The following is an 18252-nucleotide window of genomic DNA, read 5'->3' on the forward strand; positions in this document are numbered from 1 at the left end:
GTCCTTGCTGATCTCGCCAGCCGGGCCATAGAACTTCAATCCATTGCGGTCAGCGGGAATGTGGCTACCCGTCACCATGATCGCCGCGCATCCCGCCGCCATGGCGTGCAGCGCCAGCGCAGGCGTCGGTATGGCGCCACAGTCCACCGGTTCAAGCCCGAACCGGGCTATGGCCACCGCACAATCATCAATAATCGCCTGGCTCGACGCGCGAAAATCCCGCGCTAGATAGACCCTGCTGCCACTGCCCTGCCCGCTCGTGGCCAGATGCGCCAGAAAGGCTGTGACATACTGCCGTGCCGCCTGCCCCTGCAAATCCACCGCAAGGCCACGCAAGCCGCTGGTACCGAATTTCAGACTGTTCTGGGTCATTGAACTGATCCTGGCGCCAGGCTGGCGCTGCTAAAGGCCATAATACTGTCGATACCAGGCCACAAAATTGGCGACCCCGACGTCAATCGAGGTCCGCGGTACATCACCGACCAACTGGCGCAACAGCGCAGTATCGGCCGATGTTTCGCGCGGATCGCCCGGCTGCAATGGCTCATACTGACAATTGGCCCGCTGGCCCAGCGCCGTCTCGATGGCGCCGATAAAGTCCATCAGCAGTTCGGGATGCCCGCCCGCCAGATTGACGATCCGGTACGGCGCCACCGGCGACAGCGAGTCCCCGGCCACCGGCCAATCCCGCACCGGCTGCAGGGGCAGCAGCCGCATCAGCGCCTCGATCAGATCGTCGATATAGGTAAAGTCGCGCCGCATCGCGCCCTGGCCATAGACCGCGATGGGCCGCTGCTCGAGGATTGCGGCCACGAATTTGAACAATGCCATGTCCGGGCGGCCCCAGGGGCCATAGACGGTAAAGAAGCGCAGCATGGTGGTGGGGATATCAAACAGATGGGAATAGGAATGCGCCAGCACCTCGCCACTCTTTTTGGTTGCGGCATAGAGCGAGATCGGCGCGTCGGCAGGATCAAGCTCCGAAAACGGCAATTTGCTATTGCCGCCATAGACCGAACTGGTCGAGGCAAACAGCAGATGCGCCGGCCGGTGCGCCCGCACCGCCTCCAGCAGATTGGCCGACCCCACCAGATTGGCACTGACATAACTCTGCGGCTGCTCGATACTATAGCGCACGCCGGCCTGCGCAGCGAGATGCACGACAATCTCCGCCCCGGCTGCCTGCAGTGAACGCGTCAGCAATTGGCCATCTTCCAGCCGCCCCTCAACTGGCGTGAACTGGGGATAGCGCGCCAACGCTGTCAGGCGCGCACGCTTCAACCGCACATCGTAGTAGTCGGTGACGCCATCAAACCCGGTGACCTGATGGCCCTCGTCCAGCAACCGCCGGGCCAAATGATAGCCGACAAATCCGGCTGTTCCGGTAACAAAGACCTTCAAACCATAACCCTCACACGTGCCTGCGGCCCACCGCCGACGGCACCGCCAATGCTGACTATTCAGCGGCCCCGCTCAGCCCCGATTTGCCGCCCGCGCCCGCCGGTCGGCCCACACTGAAATAGGCAAAGCCATGCCTGGTGACCTCGTCATGACTATAGACATTGCGCAAGTCCACCAATACCGGCGTCTTCATCGCCGTCTTTATCCGGGCCAGATCAAGCGAGCGGAACTCGTCCCATTCCGTGACCAGCACCAGCGCATCGGCATTGTCCGCCACCGCATAGGCATTGCTGACATACTCAACCGTGTCGATCAGCCCGCGTGCCGACGCCATCCCATGCGGGTCGTAGGCGACGATCCGGGCGCCCTGGTCGAGCAGGCCCCCGATGATGTCGAGCGACGGGGCCGCGCGCATATCGTCGGTATTGGGCTTGAACGTCAGCCCCAGCACGCCAATCGTCTTGCCGCGCACCTCACCACCGCAGGCCGCGACGACCTTGCGCGACATCGCTCCTTTGCGCTGCTCATTGATCGACACCGTGGTTTCCACCAGACGCATCGGACTGCCCAAATCCTGCCCGATCTTGATCAGCGCCAGCGTGTCCTTGGGAAAGCAAGACCCACCAAAGCCCGGTCCGGCATGCAGGAACTTGCCCCCGATGCGATTATCGAGCCCCATGCCCCGCGCCACCTCCTGCACATTGCCACCAGCGGCCTCACACAGATCGGCCATTTCGTTGATGAAGGTGATCTTCATCGCCAGAAACGCGTTGGCGCCATACTTGATCAGCTCGGCCGTCCGCCGATTGGTGAACATCAACGGCGACTTGTTCAGATAAAGCGGCTGGTACACCGCGCTCATCACCGACCGCGCCCGCTCGTCCTCGATGCCCACCACGATGCGGTCCGGACGCTTGAAATCGTCGATCGCCGCGCCCTCGCGCAAGAACTCCGGATTGGCCACCACGGCCACATCGGCGGCCGGATTGGTGGTCGCGATGATCTGGGCCACCTCGTCGCCCGTCCCCACTGGCACTGTCGATTTGGTAGCAACGACCGTGAAGCCGGATACCGCGTCAGCAACCTCGCGCGCCGCCTCGCGCACATAGCGCAAATCCGCATGCCCATCGCCGCGGCGCGACGGCGTGCCCACGGCGATGAACACCACCTGGGCGGCAGCAACCGCGCCTGCCAGTTGCGTTGTGAACGCCAATCGGCCCGCTGCCACATTGGCTTTCACCAGTTCGGCCAGACCCGGCTCATAGATCGGGATCTCGCCACGCTCCAGCGCCTCGATCTTGTCCTCGTCCTTGTCGATACAGGTCACGTCATGGCCGAAATCGGCCAGGCAGCCCCCCGTCACCAGACCAACATAACCCGAACCGACAATAGCGATCTTCATTTCCGGTGACTCTCTGTGTCCAGATCAGGACGGCACATTAGCGGCTATCCGGGACGGCGTCGCCGCCGAACCGATCTAGTGCTGCCCCAACCATTTCCGCCCCCGCTGCACGCGATGGGGAGCATCACTGATTATCGGCTGGATTGCTCCGCAGCCGCTTGATGCCGGAGCGGATCGACTTGCCTTCGAGCCGGCGCCGTTTGGAGGCAAGCGTCGGCCGCGTTGCCACACGGAATTTGGGCACATGTGCCCCCGCCACCAGCAGGGCCACCAGCTTGTCGAGCGCGTCGGCCCGGTTCATCGGCTGGTCGCGGTGCGAATTGGCGGAGATCACGATGACGCCGGACTTGGTCAGGCGCTTGCCGGCCAGCGTCGCCACGCGGCGTTTCATGGCTTCGGGCAGCGATGGCGAATTCTTCAGGTCAAAGCGCAATTGCACCGCGCTCGACACCTTGTTGACGTTCTGCCCGCCCGGTCCGGCCGAGCGCACAAAGGTCTCCTCGATCTCGCTCGGATCGATGGAAATGGAGCGGGTAATGGGGATCAGCTCTGCCATGATAGAACAGTCTCCCCATCCAGCCTTCCCTGACAAGGGGAGGAATAGACCCGGACCCGGGCCAGATCGAGCCACAACCACCGCCCTGGTCCCTCCCCTGTGAGGGGAGGTCAGGCGGTGCTTTTCACCAAGCGCTAGCTGCGCAGACGCCCGGCATAGATGATCTCGCCTTCGTGGATGATCAGCCCCTTCATCGTGGCCTTGTACTTGCCCTCGACGGCGGTCTTTTCGATCCAGCCCTTGGCCAGCATGCGGGCAAACACCTTCTCGCCCACATCCTTGAAGTCGTCAGGGCCCAGCGCATTGTCCTCGCCCATATGGGTGATGACCTTGATCTCGCGATTGGATGGACGCAAGGGCACCGCTCAGGCCGCCTTTTCTTTGAGGTCAGGCGGGGTCGCTTCGGCCATCAGGGCCACCAGGGCATCCATGAACGGCTCGACCTTCCGGCCTTCAGTGCCCAGGCGACGGACCGAAACGGTCCCCTCCTCGGCCTCGCGCTTGCCCACCACAAACATCAGCGGCACCTTGCCCACCGAATGCTCGCGTACCTTGTAGTTGATCTTCTGGTTGCGCACGTCGAGCTCAACCCGAATGCCGGCCGCCTTGAGCTGGCTCACCAGCTTTTCGGCATACTCGTCAGCCTCCGACACGATGGTCGCCACCACGACCTGGGTCGGCGCCAGCCACATCGGCATCCGCCCGGCATAGTTCTCGATCAGCATGCCGATAAAGCGTTCCAGCGACCCCAGGATCGCCCGGTGCAGCATCACCGCGAAGTGCCGCGTGCCGTCTTCGGCGACATAGGTCGCGTCCAGCCGTTCCGGCAGCACATAGTCGAGCTGCAGCGTCCCCACCTGCCAGCTCCGGCCAATGGCGTCCTTGAGATGGAATTCCAGCTTGGGCGCATAGAACGCGCCTTCGCCTTCGGCGATCTCGAAATCATAGCCCGTCGCGCGCAGGGCATCGCCCAGCGCCTTCTCGGCCGCGTCCCAGCGCTCAATGGTGCCACCAAAGTTTTCCGGCCGCGTCGCCAGCTTGATGACCACATTGTCAAAGCCCATATGGCCATAGACCGAATACAGCAGATGCACGAAATGCTCGGTTTCGCTCTGGATCTGGTCTTCGCGGCAGAAGATATGCGCGTCGTCCTGCGTCATCTGCCGCACGCGCATCAAACCATGCAGCGCGCCATGCGCTTCATTGCGGTGGCAGCAGCCAAATTCGGCCATGCGCAGCGGTAGATCGCGGTAAGACTTGATGCCCTGGTTGAAGATCTGCACATGCGCCGGGCAGTTCATTGGCTTGAGCGCCATCAACTCGCCCGTGCCGCTCAGCACCGGACCTTCATCCTCGGTCCCGGGCACTTCGTCGGGTACCACGAACATATTTTCGCGGTATTTGCCCCAGTGGCCCGACTGCTCCCAGAACTTGGAGCTCATCAGTTGCGGCGTCTTCACTTCCTGATAGCCCGCCTTGTCCAGCCGGCGGCGGATATAGGCCTCCATCTGGTTGAACAGCACAAAGCCCTTGGGGTGCCAGAACACGCTGCCCTGCGCCTCGGACTGGAAATGGTAGAGATCCATCTCCTGGCCGATCTTGCGATGGTCACGCTTTTCGGCCTCCTCCACCATGTGCAGATAGGCGTCGAGTTCTTCCCTGGTGGCAAAGGCCGTCCCATAGATGCGGCTGAGCACCGGATTATTGCTGTCGCCGCGCCAATAAGCCCCGGCAACCTTGGTCAGCTTGAAGGCCGTACCGACATCCTTGACCGTGCGCATATGCGGCCCACGGCACAGATCGATCCACTGGCCCTGCTTGTACATTTTGAGCGACTGGTCAGCCGGAATGGCATCGACCAGCTCCACCTTGAAGGCCTCGCCGCGCGTGGCAAAGAAATCCTTGGCCTGGTCGCGGGTCCAGATTTCCTTGCTGAAGGCGGCGCCACGATTGATGATCTCGGCCATCTTCTTCTCGATGGTCGGGAAATCCTCTTCCGAGAACGGCTCGTCGCGCTTGAAATCGTAGTAGAAGCCGTTCTCGATCACCGGGCCGATCGTGACCTGCGTCGTCGGCCACAGCTCCTGCACCGCTTCGGCCAGCACATGCGCCGCATCGTGCCGGATCAGCTCCAGCACATCCTTGGAGCCGCTGTCGCGCGTCACGAATTCGATCTTGCCGTCGGCCTCGGGCGCATCAGACAGATCGCTGAGCACACCGTTCCAGCGCATGGCCACAGTCTTCTTGGCCAGGCTCTTGGAGATGGATTCGACGATGGTGGTCCCGGTGGTGCCACGCGGATAGTCGCGAGCTGCACCGTCGGGAAACGTCACCTTGATCGTCATTTTGGCTCTCCAGAAATTGGGGTAATGCTGCCTTTGCTGCAGCAAGGGCGCCTGTCTAGCACGACTGACAATTATTTCCAGCGCCCATATGTCCATGGCCGATACCAGCGGGCGGTCTGTGGCAGGCGCTCGGGCACCGGGTCATAGCCATCCGTGCCGCCCGGCCGACAGCGCACGAACCGGGCCAGCCCTATCCATCCGCCCGGCCAGAACCCGAACTTCCAGATCGCCTGGCCGGTATATTCCGAACAGCTGGGCAGGTGCCGGCAGGTCCGCCCGGCAAACGCCGAGAGCGTATAGCGGTAGATGGTGATCAGCAGCACTGCCGCAACCTTGAACGGCAGATCGACCACGCGCCAGAACATGTCGATGAATCGATCCATCAGCGATCCACCACAACCGATTCTGCGGACTCGGCTTTTTCGATTGCCGCAACCACTGCATCAAACACCAGCAGCGTCGACATGTGCCGGGCCGGATAGTCCCGCACCGGCTCAAGAAACCGCAAATCGCTCCATTTGCCGACAGGCGGCGTACCATGCTGCTTGAGCATGGCGTGCATTTGCTCGCGCAGCTGCCTGAATTCGGTCACCGGCGTGCCAACGATCTCGCGCGCCACCACGGCAGCCGAGGTCTGGCCCAGCGCGCAGGCCGACACATCGTGCCCATAGGCAGCAATGATCCCCTGCTCGATGCCCACATCAACTTCGATCACCGAGCCACACACCCGGCTGACCTTGCGCGCACTGCCGTCAGGATGGTCCAGCCGCGCCGGCTGCAGGGCATTTCCCGCAAGATCGAGGATCTTCTGGGAATAGAGATCGCTTAGTTCCATCAAACGCACAATTCTGTTTCTTGTCGCTCTCGCCTCAGCCCCCTATATAGGGGAGCTTCTGGCGGGCCGCCACGCACAGTAACACGGCCTTGAGGAACCAATCCACGCTTGGCGCATCCAATGCGCATCAGAGCGAAAAGGAACCGACCATGGACGCCCGCGTCAACCTGCTGAACGGCCTGCCTGTCGAGGCCGCCAAGCCCCGTCGTCCCAGCCGGGCCGAAGCCGAAGCTGCCGTGCGTACCCTGATCGCCTGGGCCGGCGATGACCCCGGCCGCGAAGGCCTGCTCGAAACCCCCGGCCGGGTCATCCGCGCCTATGAAGAATTCTTTGCCGGCTATGAGCAGGACGCTGGCGCTGTGCTCTCCAAGACCTTCAAGGAAGTAGGCGGCTACGACGATATCGTGCTGGTCAGGGATATCCCGTTCAATTCCCATTGCGAGCACCACATGGTGCCCTTCGTCGGCAAGGCCCACATCGCCTACCTGCCCCATGACGGGGTGGTCGGCCTCTCCAAGCTGGCCCGGCTGGTGGAAGTGTTTGCCCGTCGTCTGCAGACCCAGGAAAACCTGACCGCCCAGATCGTTGACGCCATCAACGAGCACCTCAATCCACGCGGCGCTGCGGTCATGCTCGAAGCAGAGCACATGTGCATGTCCATGCGTGGCGTCCGGGCCCACGGCGCTTCCACTGTCACTCACCGTTTCACCGGCGTTTTCGCCGAAGACCGGGTGGAGCAGGATCGTTTCTTCGCCATGACCGGCACGCGCTGACCCACTGCAATATCAGGCGAAAACGGGCGAGAATAACGCAATGAGCATTTCCTTTGCCGATCCCACGGCCCTGACCCACGACCAGCTCGAAGAGGGCACCGATTTTGCGCCGCGCTTTGATGCGGCAGGGTTGGTCACTGTGGTTACCGTGGAAGCGGGCAGCAATGATGTGCTCATGCTGGCCCACATGAATGCCGAAGCCCTGGCGCTGACGCTGCAAACCGGCGTCGCCCATTACTGGTCACGCTCACGCGGCAAGCTCTGGAAAAAGGGCGAAACCTCGGGCGAAATCCAGCAGGTGGTCGAGTTGCGCACCGACTGCGATCAGGATGCCATCGTGCTCGTCGTCAACCAGACCGGGCGCGGCGCGGCTTGCCACACCGGACGCCAATCCTGCTTCTACCGCCGGGCCAGTGTATCGGGTGACACTGTCACGCTGCAGGACACCGGCCTGCCACGGCTGTTTGATCCCCGTGACGTCTACGGTACGCCGTCCTAGCTGCGGCGCTCGAACAGCCCGACTAGCAGGATTCCAGCGATAAAGCCGCCAAGATGGGCCTGCCACGCCACCGCGACCTCAGCACCGGTGAACATCGGCAGCAGCGGCACGGCGGCATTCAGCGCCACCCAGATGAGCACGAAACTGCGCGTGCGCCCGTCACTCCACATCTCGCGCAGACCGGCGAGCTTGCGGCCGACGACCACACGCCGGCCGGTTTCGGGATCAACGGCCACGATGACCGGCTGGAACACAAACCGCACCGCCGCGCCTGTCAGGCCCGACACACCGCCCGAGGCGCCGATCAGATAGGCGCCGGCATAAAGCGAGGTCGCGGCAAAGAACGCAGCGCCCGCCGCGGCCGATACCATGAAAATGGCCAGCATCGCTCCTGATCCGTAGCGCCGCGTCACCGGCGTCGCAAAGATCGCGAACCACACCGCGTTAAACACCAGATGGTCCCAGCTGCCATGCAGCAGCGCATGGCTGAAGGGGGTCCACAGCAGGGGCACCCCCAGCATCGGATCAGCTGTCGCCGCCACGATTCGCAGCGGCTGAAAGGCAAACCAGAACATCAGCTGCAGCATCCCGTCCGGGTTAAGCGCCAAGGTTGACGCCAGATGAATGGCCACCAGCACCCCGATCATCGCCGTTACCGCCCCCGGCAACAGGAACACCGGCTCGCGCCCGGCTGGCGGGATAATTTCCGGCGATGAACCTTGTTCAGACATCATTTCACTCCGACTCGCTGACGGGCTGCGGCTTCCAGCGTTCTTTTCCACATTGGGACACCCACGTTAACCTTAACTGTTCTTTAAGAGCGCTTTTGCCGTGTGATTTTGCAAAAGTGGCCCTATCGCAGAAGCGTTCCATCAGGGGGGACCGTGGATGCACGATTGGCGGGTCAGGAACTATGCAGAAAACGAGCAGCAAGACGCTCTACGACTATTGGAATGCCATTCGTGGCTCTCGCAGTGCCCCCGAGCGCAAGGACATTGATCCCACGCAGATCCGCGAGGCGCTGGCCAATACGTTCATTCTCGAACTCGATGAGAGCGAGCGGTTCTCCTTCCGTCTGGCCGGCTCGCACTTGTGCACCAGCTATTGCCGCGAACTCAAGGGGCGTTCGTTCTCCGCCCTCTGGCACGAGCGTGACGGCGACGCGATGGACACCCTGATCCGGGCAGTGACCGAAGATCACGCCGTCGCCCTGGTGACGTTCCAGGGCACCACTGCCCTGCACACCAAGGTCAGCTTTGAGACCATCCTGATGCCGCTGCGTCATAACGGCTCCACCCATACCCGTCTGCTTGGCGCCATGACTGCGCTGGACGAGCCCTATTGGCTCGGCGTGCAGCCCATCATGGAGCAGCGCATTACCGGCCTGCGCCTGATCTGGCCAGACGATATTGCCCAGGAAGACCGGGTGCGCGAAGTGGCCACCAATGTCGGTCCCGACACCGCCTATTCCAGCCAGACCGCACCAATGGCCATGCCCGCAATGGTGTTTGGCCGCACCGCGCGGCGCTATGCACATCTGGCCGTCATCGACGGTGGACGTCAGTAAGCAGACCGCCAATAAAAATGGGACATTTTGCGCGGTATTGGCCGCGCAAATATCGGCCAGACAAAACCTTGCGTTAACCAAGACCCGATAGCCTGTAGTTCAACTATAACGGGTTTAGCGGTCAGTATGCTTAGCGACGATCTCCCCTCACCACGATTCGTTGCGCCGGCCCGCACCGTTGCGACCGCCGGGAAGTACCAACGGGTGCAGGTTTCTGTGCTTGGTCGCTATATGCTGGCCGACCGCCGCGAGTTCCCCTGCCAGGTCCTTGAAATGTCGCCGGGTGATGCAGTTGTCATCGCACCAGCTGCCGGCGGCGTCGGCGAAAAGGTCATCGCCTATCTCGATCTGATTGGCCGCATCGAGGGCGTCATCCTCAGCCAGATCGACGGCGGATTTGTCATGGATCTCGCCGCATCGCCGCGCAAACGCGACAAGATGGCCGCCCAGCTGACCTGGCTGGCCAATAAGGATGTTCTGGGCCTGCCAGAAGATCGCCGCCATGAGCGCGTCGTGCCCGACATCCGCCATTCCACCGTCGTGCTCGACGATGGCCGGCGCTACAATTGCAAGATCATCGACATTTCGCTGTCCGGCGCCGCCATCGAACTGGATGTACGGCCCTCTGTCGGCACCAATGTTGCGCTGGGCCGCATGCGGGCCCGGGTCGCCCGTCACTTCCAGAATGGCGTCGCGGTCGAGTTCATTTCGGCGCAGGAAATGTTGACGGTGGTGCAGCAAAACCTACGCATGCACTGATGGTATTCGCGCGGCCGGTGCGTGCAGCGGGCCTGCTGATCGCGCTGCTCTGCCTGCTGTTCATTCATCCCGTCACTGCCGAGGGCCGCGCCGACTGGCAGGACTATGCCTGGCAGCAATTCGACATCGACAGCTGCGACAGGCGCGGCGCTGAGCTGACCTGCCCACCCTACCACGAGAGATGGGATTGGAAGCGCAACCAGTGGGTCGATATGACCATTGCCATCGATCTGGCAACCGGACGGCTGCGTCTCACCCAGCAACTGACCAATCATGATCGCTACGACGATGACAATGTGTGCGTCACCATGCTGGTGATCGATGCTGACGGTCACACGGTCATGGCCCACCATCAGAACTGGCATTCGCTGCCCGGCACGCTGGTGCAGCGCGATTTTGCCTTGCGCTCCAGCCGCCTGGCCGCGACCGATACCGTCCACATCGGCTCCAAGCAGTGCCGCCAGGGGCCCCATCAGGACGATGCGGTCTATGCCGCCGTCCGCGCTGCAATCCGGCCCTGAACCAATCGGCTCAAGCCCCTGGTCCGCATGGTTAATCGGTCGCCAATCCAATCGATAAAATACGCATAAAAACTACTCGGCAGTTTTCGCATCGGGGCAAGTCGGCCTCTCTAACGTGGTCTCCATCAGGGAGATCACGCAATGCACACCAACAATCAGGGACTGGGATCGGCACTACTCGGCGCCATTGTCGCACTGGCGCTGCTTGTCACGCCGACCGTGGCAATCGATACCACCAACGTCGCTTTCGTACAGACCCATGCCGGCACCACCAGCATTCCCATTGGCCATGCCGAGTTCTGCCAGAGCCGGCCCGACGAATGCCGCCCCAATGCCCAGATCGTGCCATCCATCGCCCTGACCGAGACGCTCTGGCAGCAATTGCTGCACGTCAATGCCCAGGTCAACGCCACCGTGATCCCGGTGACCGATCAGGACCTCTATCAAGTCACCGAATTCTGGACCTATCCCAATGGCTACGGCGATTGCGAAGACTATGTGCTGGCCAAGCGTCGCGAGCTGATCAATGCCGGCTGGCCCGCCAGCACCCTGCTGATCGCCGTGGTCAAGCAGGCCAATGGCGAAGGCCATGCGGTGCTGATGGCGCGTACCGACCGCGGCGACCTGGTGCTCGACAACCAGGTCGGCTCGATCGACCTGTGGAGTGCCACGCCCTACCAGTTCATCAAGCGCCAGTCCCAGGCCAATGCCGGCCAGTGGGTCGACATGATCGACAATCGCGAAGTGGTTGTTGCCACCGCCGGGATCAACTAGCGCCCCGACCAGTTCCGGACCCCGCCCTAGCCTATCCCTGATAGGGGTCTGATGAATGAGGCCAGCTTCGGTTTCCGAAGCTGGCCTCATTGCTTTCGGCGCCTGAGCGCTGCCGGGTGACGACCGGCAGCATGCGCGCCTAATGGATCAGGGACACATAGGCCCCCATGAACATCAAGCCGGTGATGAAGGCCCAGCCAAAGGCCACCACGGACGACACCATCGCCGAGCTCATCGACAGCGCGCCGCCCTCCTCCTGCCGCCAGCCCAATTGCAGCATGATGTAGGGGCCGCACACAAAACTCATGACCAGATTGCCCATCATGCCGACAACGGTCTTGCCGTCATAGCGCAGCATGGCCTGTTGCTTGCCCAGCCACTGATACAGGTGCGTCCCGGCGCCCGACAGGCAAAGCCCTACCCCGATCAGATATAGTGGTAGCAATTCCTTGAACATGCCGATCTGCCTCATCATTCGGCGTCACGTCGACTGCCGTGCTTAACCCTTTATTAAGCATATTGACCGCCCAATCATCTGTCACCTCTCCTCATCGATTTTGGTTAATGCAGGCAATGAGTTCGCAACCGGCCCCCGCGGCCAAGGGCCATGCCGCGCCGGGGCTCGCCTACAACATGGCTGGCATCACCGTTCTGCTGCTGCTGCTGGCAGTCGGCGCCGCCTATCTGATTGATGAATTGGGGCGTCAAACCCGCGCGCCGGTGCCTGCCCTGACTGATGGCAATCCGATCACCCAGACCATTGCCGGGCGCGAACTCGCCATCCCGACCAGCTGGTTCCGCTATGGCGAGCAGCTGCGCGATGGTTTCACCAATCAGATCGATCTGCAGGTCATGCTCACGGCCAGTGATGGCGCAGCCCTGCCTGTCAACGTGACGCTGTTGCCCCGCAGCCGGGTCCGCACCAGTGCCAGCCTTCTCGACCGTGTCTATGTGCACCAGTTCACGGGAGCCACGCTCGGTGGCGTCGCCGGTCTGGTCGGCAAGCCGATGCGGAACGAAAACGGCTATGCCGGCGAGAGCGTCTGGTATGACGCCCTCTCACCGAACCCGTTTGTGGCAAAATGTCTGGCAGCAGCGGATGGCGCGGGATCGGAACAATGCGTGCGCACCGTCTATCTGCCCAGCGGCATGGCGGTCGTCTACGCGTTCGACGCCACGGCGCTGCAATCGTGGCGCCAGTTCGATGGCGAGATGGCGCAATGGCTCAGCCGCATTGGCGCCAATTGAACGCTATTCGATGTCTTCCAGGTCGATATCCAGGATCGACATGTTGAAGATATAGGACTTGTCGCCATCCTCATCGTCCAGGTGGATCAGCCCGATCGACTCATCGCCGATATAGACCTCCACCGAATCGTTGAGCTTGGGGCGCGGCCGCACATCGATATTGGGGTTGTTGAACTTCACCTGCAGAAATTTCTGTAGCTTGATGATCTCGGGATGGTTCACGGTCGATGTCCTGCTGGTTTGGTTTGTGCCGGCAATCTAGTCACCACGGCCTCGCATACAACCCTGTTGCACGGCATTTTAACGGTGACAACCGCCAGCACTGCCTTGCGGCGCTAGCCGTTCCTATCATGGACCAGCACCATCTGGTCCATCACCAGAGCTGGCTGGGCACAGCCGGCTTCACCGATCACCTTGGCCGGAACGCCCGCCACGGTCACCCGCGGCGGCACTTCCTTGAGCACCACCGAGCCGGCCCCGATCCGCGAGCAATCGCCAATCTTGATATTGCCCAGTACCTTGGCGCCGACGCCAATCAGCACGCCATTGCCGATCTTGGGGTGCCGATCCTGATCGGCCTTGCCGGTGCCGCCCAGGGTCACGCCCTGCAGCAGCGAAACATTATCGCCCACCACCGCCGTCTCGCCGATCACCAGCCCGGTACCATGATCAAGCATGATGCCCCTGCCGATTACCACGGCCGGATTGATATCGACCTGAAACACCTGGCTGGAGCGGCTCTGCAAATAGAGCGCAAAATCGCCCCGCCCCGCCTTGAACATGGCATGGGCAAAACGATGCGTCTGGATGGCGTGATAGCCCTTGAAAAACAGCAATGGCTCCACGGCCCGGTTACAGGCCGGATCGCGCTCCAGTGTCGCCGCCAGATCGGCGCGGGCATTGGCCCCGATCTCGGGGGCATCCACCAGGATTTCGGCAAACGCCTGCCGGATCAGATCCGATGACATATCGGTATGATCCAGTCGCGCCGCCAGCCGATGCGCCAAGGCCTGCTCGAACGTGTCGTGGTTGAGCACCGTCGATACGACCAGACCGGCCAGCGACGGCTCGGCCGCCAGAATTTGCTGCGCACCCGTCCGCACCGCTTCCCACACCGGATCAACCGATTTGATCTGGGAGGAGGTCTGGGACTTTGTCTTGGCGCTGGACGTCATGGCGCGGCTCCGCTTCATCGTAGGCCACCGATATAGGCCATTTTCTGCTCCAAGACAAAGCCTGCGCGCACTACCTGGTTCACGAATGCCTGTTCGCAGGAAAATTCCTGCCCAGAAACGCCAGGCCGGTGTCCTTGAAGGCCTTGTCGCCTGTCGACCGCATATGGTCGCGCTTGGGGATGACAAAGGCTTCCCCCTGCGGCAATAGATCGGCTAGCGGTCCGGGAGGACCAGCCATGGCGTCCTTTTCACCCACCGCCACCAGCGCCGGCACATTGATGCGCCGGACATCGGCGCGCGCCATTGGTGCGCGCGAGGTTTCCATGCATGCCGCCAGCGCTTCACGATCCGAATTGGTGTGATCGGCAAAAATTCGGAACTGCCGCGCTGTCGGATGTGTCAGCCCCTCCAGCGATGGCGCCCGCAGCCCGGCGATGATGTCATTGCCGTCGCTGAGCCCATTGATCAAATTCATCCCCATCCCACCCAGGATGATACAGCTGACCCGCTCTGCATGGGCAAACGCCATGAAGGCGGCGATCCGTGCGCCCATCGAATAACCCAGCACAGCGGCTGTCTTGATGCCCAGATGATCGAGCAGCGCCACGCCGTCTTGCGCCATGTCCTGGGGGTGATAGCGCTCGGGATCATGCGGCTTGTCCGACTCGCCGTGCCCGCGATTATCCAGCGTTATCGCCTGATAGCCCGCCTCGACCAGCGTCTCCACCCAGCCCACATCCACCCAGTTGACCTGCCCGCTCGAGGCAAAGCCGTGAATGCACAGCACTGGCGGCCCATCGCCGGCGATGGCGTAGTTCAGGGTCAGTCCGTCGGATAGAAAATTGGGCATATCGGGTACCAGATCCTGTTCGCGCGCGCCGAGCGGCTGTGTTTGCGGGATTGGCCCGCAAAATCAAGTGTCGTTTGGTTTGCAGGAGCCTTCCCTTGCCCCCAGCCTTGCACTAAGGTCCGGCCAAATCAAATCACCGCACCGGGTTCTTTTCCATGGCACACGGCACTACGCCCCACTTCCACAATACCGAGGGTCTCCGGCAGATCGAGGTTGGGTCCAAGGAATTCCAGTGCATCGGCGCCCTGCCCCCGTTCGATCATCCCCATGTCTATATCGATATGGGCAAGGACAGCGAAATCGTCTGCCCGTACTGCTCGACACTCTACGTGTTCAACTCACGGCTGGCCGCCGGCACCGCCAGCCCGCTCTCGGCGGTCTATCAGGCCGACGCTGCCTGAGCCCGAGCTGACATGCCGGGCACCGGCCAGATCTATTATATAGCCGGCGCTGGCATTAGCGGCCTGACTCTGGCTTTGGCACTGGCCCAGGGCGGCGCCTCGGTCGTGGTGCTGGAGCGCAATTCCGCCATTTCCGAATTCGGCGCCGGGCTGCAGGTCAGTCCCAACGCACGCCTTGTCCTCGACCGGCTCGGTCTGGATACCGCCATAACGGCGCATAGCCTCGAACCCAGCGGCATCGACATCATTCCCTATGGCTGCGCCACGCCCCTGGTGACCCTGGCCCTGGGCCAACTCATGCGCGACAAATTCGGCGCCCCCTATGCAGTCATGCACCGCGCCGATCTGGCCGAGGCGCTCTACCAGGCCACCCGACGCTTCGCCAATATCGATGTGCTGTTTGGCGTGCGCAACTGGGATGCCGTTTCCCATGCCCACGGGGTCACCGTCTCGATTGACCTGGCCGATGGTCAGTCGCGCACCAGTCGCGGGCGCGCCTTCATCGGCGCCGATGGCGTCCATTCTCAGACCCGGCGTACCCTGCTCCATGGGCCCGAGGCGCTTGATCGCCAACGCGTCGCCTGGCGCACCCTGCTGCCCTTCGAATCGGTCACCGGCCGGTTGGCGCTTGATCGCGTCTCGGTGCTGTTCGGCCCCGGCTATCATCTGGTCTGCTATCCACTGCCGCATCGCCAGCAGGTCAACATTGCCCTGTTCGTCAAGGCCGCCCCCCCGGCCAGCGCCGGCCTGCCGCCACTGCACGGCGCCAGGGTCGACAGCCCGCTTATCGCCAGCCTGCTCAGCGCTGCCGGCGACAGCTGGACACCCTGGCCCCTCTGCACGGTCAGCACCCCCCACTGGTATGCCGGCAATATTGGCCTCATTGGCGACGCCGCCCACGCCATGGTGCCGTTCCAGGCCCAGGGCGCTGCCATGGGCATTGAAGATGCCGCTGTCCTCGCCCCGCTCCTGATCGGCCAGCCCAGCGCCGAAGCCGCCTTGGCCCGATACCAGCAGTTGCGCCAGCCGCGCGTCGCCCGCGTCGCCCGCACCAGCCTGAGCAATGGCACGATCTTTCACCTGCCCCGGCCGCTGACCCTGGGCCGTGATCTGGTCATTGCCGCCCAGGGCAGCCATGGCCATTTGCGGCGGCTGGCCTGGCTTTATGGCCATGACGCCTATTCACAAACCACCGTGAATCATCACAGCAGCCTACCGTCGCAAGATGCTGATCCGCCACAATAATCAGTTGCGGCGCAACCTTTCGACAAACCTTTGTCCGCCCTTCGGCCTTGCTTTGATTGCGCCGCCTGTGTCAACTGCGCGGCACGGCATTGCCCGTCCGTAAACCACACATTAAGCACCCCAGTATGCAATCAGCGATCCGCTCAAAGTTAACTCTCGCCTGCATTCTGACGACGATTCTGCTTGATATGATCGGTGTTGGCATCATCGTTCCGGTCCTGCCTGAATTGCTCGAAGAACTCACCGGCGGCAGCGTTGCCAATGCCGCGGTCATCGGCGGCTATCTGGTTTTTGCCTATGCCTTCATGCAATTTGTGTTTTCGCCGGTGCTGGGCAATCTGTCCGATCGGTTCGGCCGCCGCCCGGTCCTGTTGCTGTCTCTGCTCGGCCTGACCTTTGACTATCTGATGATGTCGATCGCCCCGGTGGTATGGTATCTGTTTATCGGTCGTATCATTGCCGGTGTTGCCGGCGCCGCCGTCGCCACCGCCACCGCCTACATGGCCGACATCACGCCGCCCCATAAACGCACCCATCGCTTTGGCCTGATCGGCGCCGCCTTTGGGCTGGGTTTCATTATTGGCCCGGTCATCGGTGGTGAGTTGGGCGAATTCGGTCCCCGCGTCCCGTTCTTTGCCGCCGCCGCGCTGGCCTTTGCCAATTTCCTGTTCGGTCTGCTGGTGCTGCCCGAGAGCCTGCCCCGGCATTCCCGCCGCAAGTTCGATATCCGCCGCGCCAATCCGTTCGGGGCGATTGCCGCGCTCAAGCAGTATCCCCTGGTCATCTGGTTGCTGGCAGTGCTGTTCACCTTCTCGCTGGCCGCCCAGGCCCTGCCCACGGTGTTCAGCTACTTCACCGTGGAAGTGTTCCGTTTCACCTCCTCCAATATCGGTCGCGCGCTCGGCGCCTTCGGCATCGGCTTTGCCATCAGCCAGGCCGTGCTCGTCGGCCCGATGGTCAAGCGCCTGGGCGAGCCCCCCGTAGCCATGCTGGGCCTGCTGGCGGCCATCATCGCCTTTGCCGGCGTCGCCTTCGCCGAAACGGTGTTTTATCTCTACGTCTTCATCATGATCGGCGCCGTCAGCGGCCTGGCGCCACCGGCCATCAACGGGATTCTGTCGCGCCAGGTCCCCGACAATGCGCAGGGCGAATTGCAGGGCGCCGTCAATGCCGCCAATTCTCTGGCCACCATTGCTGGCCCGCTGGCAGCGACGCAGATTTTTGCCTATTTCACCACCACCCCGACCGCGCCCAATTATTTTCCCGGCGCCCCCTTTCTGGCGGCAGCGGTCTGCGTGCTTGTCGCCCTGGGGATTTTTGCTGTCGCTGCCTGGCGCTTTGAGCTGGGCCACCGACCCTCCATCGCCAACAAGCCCCAAGTGCCCGATATGGCACCGCCCGGCCAGATTCGCGTGCCCCCCCTTGATGAAGACGATGAAGATGACACCACCAACAACAATCCACATTCGCCCCGCAACTGAGGATGACACCTACGCCATTCTGGACATTGTCGCGCCAACCCTGGCCGCTGGCGACACCTACGCAATCTCCGCCGATCTCGATGACGCAGCCGTCCTGAGCTATTGGCTGGGACCCTCCCATGAGGTCTTCGTTGCCGAAATCGACGGCCATATCCTGGGCACCTATTATCTGATGGCCAATCAGCAAGGCGGCGGCGCCCATGTCGCCAATTGCGGCTATATGACCGCCCCTGCGGCACGCGGCAGGGGTATCGCCCGCGCCATGGCCGAGCACTCGCTTGACATGGCCCGCCAGCGCGGCTTCCGCGCCATGCAGTTCAACCACGTCGTGTCCACCAACACCCTCGCCGTCGCCCTCTGGAAAAAGCTCGGCTTTGCCATTGTCGGCACCCTGCCCCAGGCCTTCAAGCATCCCGAGCA

The 18252-nt window shown here is 62.3% G+C and carries 23 protein-coding genes and 1 pseudogene; 11 read left to right on the forward strand and 13 right to left on the reverse strand.

Annotated features, from left to right (window positions below; translation table 11 throughout):
- From Q8O80_RS11245 to Q8O80_RS11280, 8 genes and pseudogenes are all read right to left on the reverse strand, one after another.
- Positions 1-372, reverse strand: a pseudogene (locus Q8O80_RS11245) (phosphomannomutase); the annotation flags it as partial.
- A gap of 30 nt (positions 373-402) precedes the next feature.
- The gene (locus Q8O80_RS11250; RefSeq protein ID WP_305579549.1) at positions 403-1401 is read right to left on the reverse strand and encodes an NAD-dependent epimerase/dehydratase family protein; all 999 of its coding nucleotides are present in this window, start codon (positions 1399-1401) and stop codon (positions 403-405) included.
- Between the two features lie 55 nt (positions 1402-1456).
- Positions 1457-2803: a UDP-glucose/GDP-mannose dehydrogenase family protein gene (locus tag Q8O80_RS11255; RefSeq protein ID WP_305579550.1), complete on the reverse strand. Its 1347-nt coding sequence runs from the start codon at positions 2801-2803 to the stop codon at positions 1457-1459.
- A 124-nt stretch (positions 2804-2927) separates the two neighbouring features.
- A complete protein-coding gene (gene arfB / locus Q8O80_RS11260) occupies positions 2928-3359 on the reverse strand; it encodes an alternative ribosome rescue aminoacyl-tRNA hydrolase ArfB (RefSeq protein ID WP_305579551.1) in 432 nt (143 codons plus the stop codon).
- Positions 3360-3493: 134 nt separating this feature from the next.
- A complete protein-coding gene (locus Q8O80_RS11265) occupies positions 3494-3715 on the reverse strand; it encodes a hypothetical protein (protein WP_305579552.1) in 222 nt (73 codons plus the stop codon).
- Positions 3716-3724: 9 nt separating this feature from the next.
- Positions 3725-5704: a threonine--tRNA ligase gene (gene thrS, locus Q8O80_RS11270; RefSeq protein WP_305579553.1), complete on the reverse strand. Its 1980-nt coding sequence runs from the start codon at positions 5702-5704 to the stop codon at positions 3725-3727.
- A 71-nt stretch (positions 5705-5775) separates the two neighbouring features.
- On the reverse strand, positions 5776-6087 hold the full coding sequence (gene yidD / locus Q8O80_RS11275; protein ID WP_371136173.1) for a membrane protein insertion efficiency factor YidD: 312 nt from the start codon (positions 6085-6087) through the stop codon (positions 5776-5778).
- A complete protein-coding gene (locus Q8O80_RS11280; RefSeq protein ID WP_305579554.1) occupies positions 6087-6539 on the reverse strand; it encodes an iron-sulfur cluster assembly scaffold protein in 453 nt (150 codons plus the stop codon). Before Q8O80_RS11280 ends, yidD begins: the two co-directional genes overlap by 1 nt.
- A gap of 149 nt (positions 6540-6688) precedes the next feature.
- Here Q8O80_RS11280 and folE point away from each other — a divergent pair, with 149 nt between their 5' ends.
- A complete protein-coding gene (folE, locus tag Q8O80_RS11285; RefSeq protein WP_305579555.1) occupies positions 6689-7312 on the forward strand; it encodes a GTP cyclohydrolase I FolE in 624 nt (207 codons plus the stop codon).
- A 40-nt stretch (positions 7313-7352) separates the two neighbouring features.
- Positions 7353-7811 carry a phosphoribosyl-AMP cyclohydrolase gene (gene hisI / locus Q8O80_RS11290; protein WP_305579556.1) on the forward strand — a complete coding sequence of 153 codons (459 nt, stop codon included), beginning with the start codon at positions 7353-7355 and terminating at the stop codon, positions 7809-7811.
- Here the strand turns inward: hisI and Q8O80_RS11295 are convergent.
- Entirely contained in the window at positions 7808-8542 is a 735-nt protein-coding gene (locus Q8O80_RS11295; protein ID WP_305579557.1) for a rhomboid family intramembrane serine protease, read from the reverse strand. The two genes, hisI and Q8O80_RS11295, sit on opposite strands and share 4 nt — an antisense overlap.
- A gap of 182 nt (positions 8543-8724) precedes the next feature.
- Here Q8O80_RS11295 and Q8O80_RS11300 point away from each other — a divergent pair, with 182 nt between their 5' ends.
- The 4 genes from Q8O80_RS11300 to Q8O80_RS11315 all read left to right on the forward strand — a co-directional run bounded on the left by Q8O80_RS11300 (position 8725) and on the right by Q8O80_RS11315 (position 11432).
- Complete coding sequence (locus Q8O80_RS11300; RefSeq protein ID WP_305579558.1) at positions 8725-9378, forward strand: PAS domain-containing protein; 654 nt, start codon at positions 8725-8727, stop codon at positions 9376-9378.
- A gap of 231 nt (positions 9379-9609) precedes the next feature.
- Positions 9610-10137 (forward strand): PilZ domain-containing protein, encoded by a 528-nt coding sequence (locus Q8O80_RS11305; protein WP_305579570.1) that lies wholly within the window; start codon positions 9610-9612, stop codon positions 10135-10137.
- Complete coding sequence (locus Q8O80_RS11310) at positions 10137-10658, forward strand: hypothetical protein (RefSeq protein ID WP_305579559.1); 522 nt, start codon at positions 10137-10139, stop codon at positions 10656-10658. The genes Q8O80_RS11305 and Q8O80_RS11310 overlap by 1 nt, the downstream gene beginning before the upstream one ends.
- Positions 10659-10799: 141 nt before the next feature.
- Positions 10800-11432, forward strand: coding sequence for a transglutaminase-like cysteine peptidase (locus tag Q8O80_RS11315; protein WP_305579560.1), 633 nt, complete (start codon positions 10800-10802; stop codon positions 11430-11432).
- Between the two features lie 139 nt (positions 11433-11571).
- Here Q8O80_RS11315 and Q8O80_RS11320 read toward each other — a convergent pair whose 3' ends face one another.
- The gene (locus Q8O80_RS11320) at positions 11572-11907 is read right to left on the reverse strand and encodes a hypothetical protein (protein WP_305579561.1); all 336 of its coding nucleotides are present in this window, start codon (positions 11905-11907) and stop codon (positions 11572-11574) included.
- Between the two features lie 98 nt (positions 11908-12005).
- Here Q8O80_RS11320 and Q8O80_RS11325 point away from each other — a divergent pair, with 98 nt between their 5' ends.
- Positions 12006-12680, forward strand: a complete 675-nt coding sequence (locus Q8O80_RS11325; protein ID WP_305579562.1) for a hypothetical protein — start codon at positions 12006-12008, stop codon at positions 12678-12680.
- 3 nt (positions 12681-12683) lie between these two features.
- On the opposite strand, the gene Q8O80_RS11330 is transcribed toward Q8O80_RS11325, so the two are convergent.
- From Q8O80_RS11330 to Q8O80_RS11340, 3 genes are all read right to left on the reverse strand, one after another.
- On the reverse strand, positions 12684-12902 hold the full coding sequence (locus Q8O80_RS11330) for a DUF3126 family protein (RefSeq protein WP_305579563.1): 219 nt from the start codon (positions 12900-12902) through the stop codon (positions 12684-12686).
- A 113-nt stretch (positions 12903-13015) separates the two neighbouring features.
- Positions 13016-13855 (reverse strand): serine O-acetyltransferase, encoded by an 840-nt coding sequence (cysE, locus tag Q8O80_RS11335; RefSeq protein WP_305579564.1) that lies wholly within the window; start codon positions 13853-13855, stop codon positions 13016-13018.
- A gap of 79 nt (positions 13856-13934) precedes the next feature.
- On the reverse strand, positions 13935-14705 hold the full coding sequence (locus tag Q8O80_RS11340; protein WP_305579565.1) for an alpha/beta fold hydrolase: 771 nt from the start codon (positions 14703-14705) through the stop codon (positions 13935-13937).
- A 155-nt stretch (positions 14706-14860) separates the two neighbouring features.
- On the opposite strand from Q8O80_RS11340, the gene Q8O80_RS11345 reads away from it, so the two are divergent.
- The 4 genes from Q8O80_RS11345 to Q8O80_RS11360 form a co-directional block, all read left to right on the forward strand.
- Positions 14861-15106, forward strand: a complete 246-nt coding sequence (locus Q8O80_RS11345) for a zinc-finger domain-containing protein (protein ID WP_305579566.1) — start codon at positions 14861-14863, stop codon at positions 15104-15106.
- Between the two features lie 12 nt (positions 15107-15118).
- The gene (locus tag Q8O80_RS11350; protein WP_305579567.1) at positions 15119-16351 is read left to right on the forward strand and encodes an FAD-dependent monooxygenase; all 1233 of its coding nucleotides are present in this window, start codon (positions 15119-15121) and stop codon (positions 16349-16351) included.
- A 125-nt stretch (positions 16352-16476) separates the two neighbouring features.
- On the forward strand, positions 16477-17832 hold the full coding sequence (locus Q8O80_RS11355) for a TCR/Tet family MFS transporter (protein ID WP_305579568.1): 1356 nt from the start codon (positions 16477-16479) through the stop codon (positions 17830-17832).
- Positions 17810-18252 (forward strand): GNAT family N-acetyltransferase (locus Q8O80_RS11360; protein ID WP_305579571.1); only part of this gene is annotated, 443 nt, incomplete at its 3' end. The genes Q8O80_RS11355 and Q8O80_RS11360, both read left to right, overlap by 23 nt.

This window comes from Devosia sp., assembly GCF_030689745.1.
Classification (GTDB): domain Bacteria; phylum Pseudomonadota; class Alphaproteobacteria; order Rhizobiales; family Devosiaceae; genus Devosia; species Devosia alba.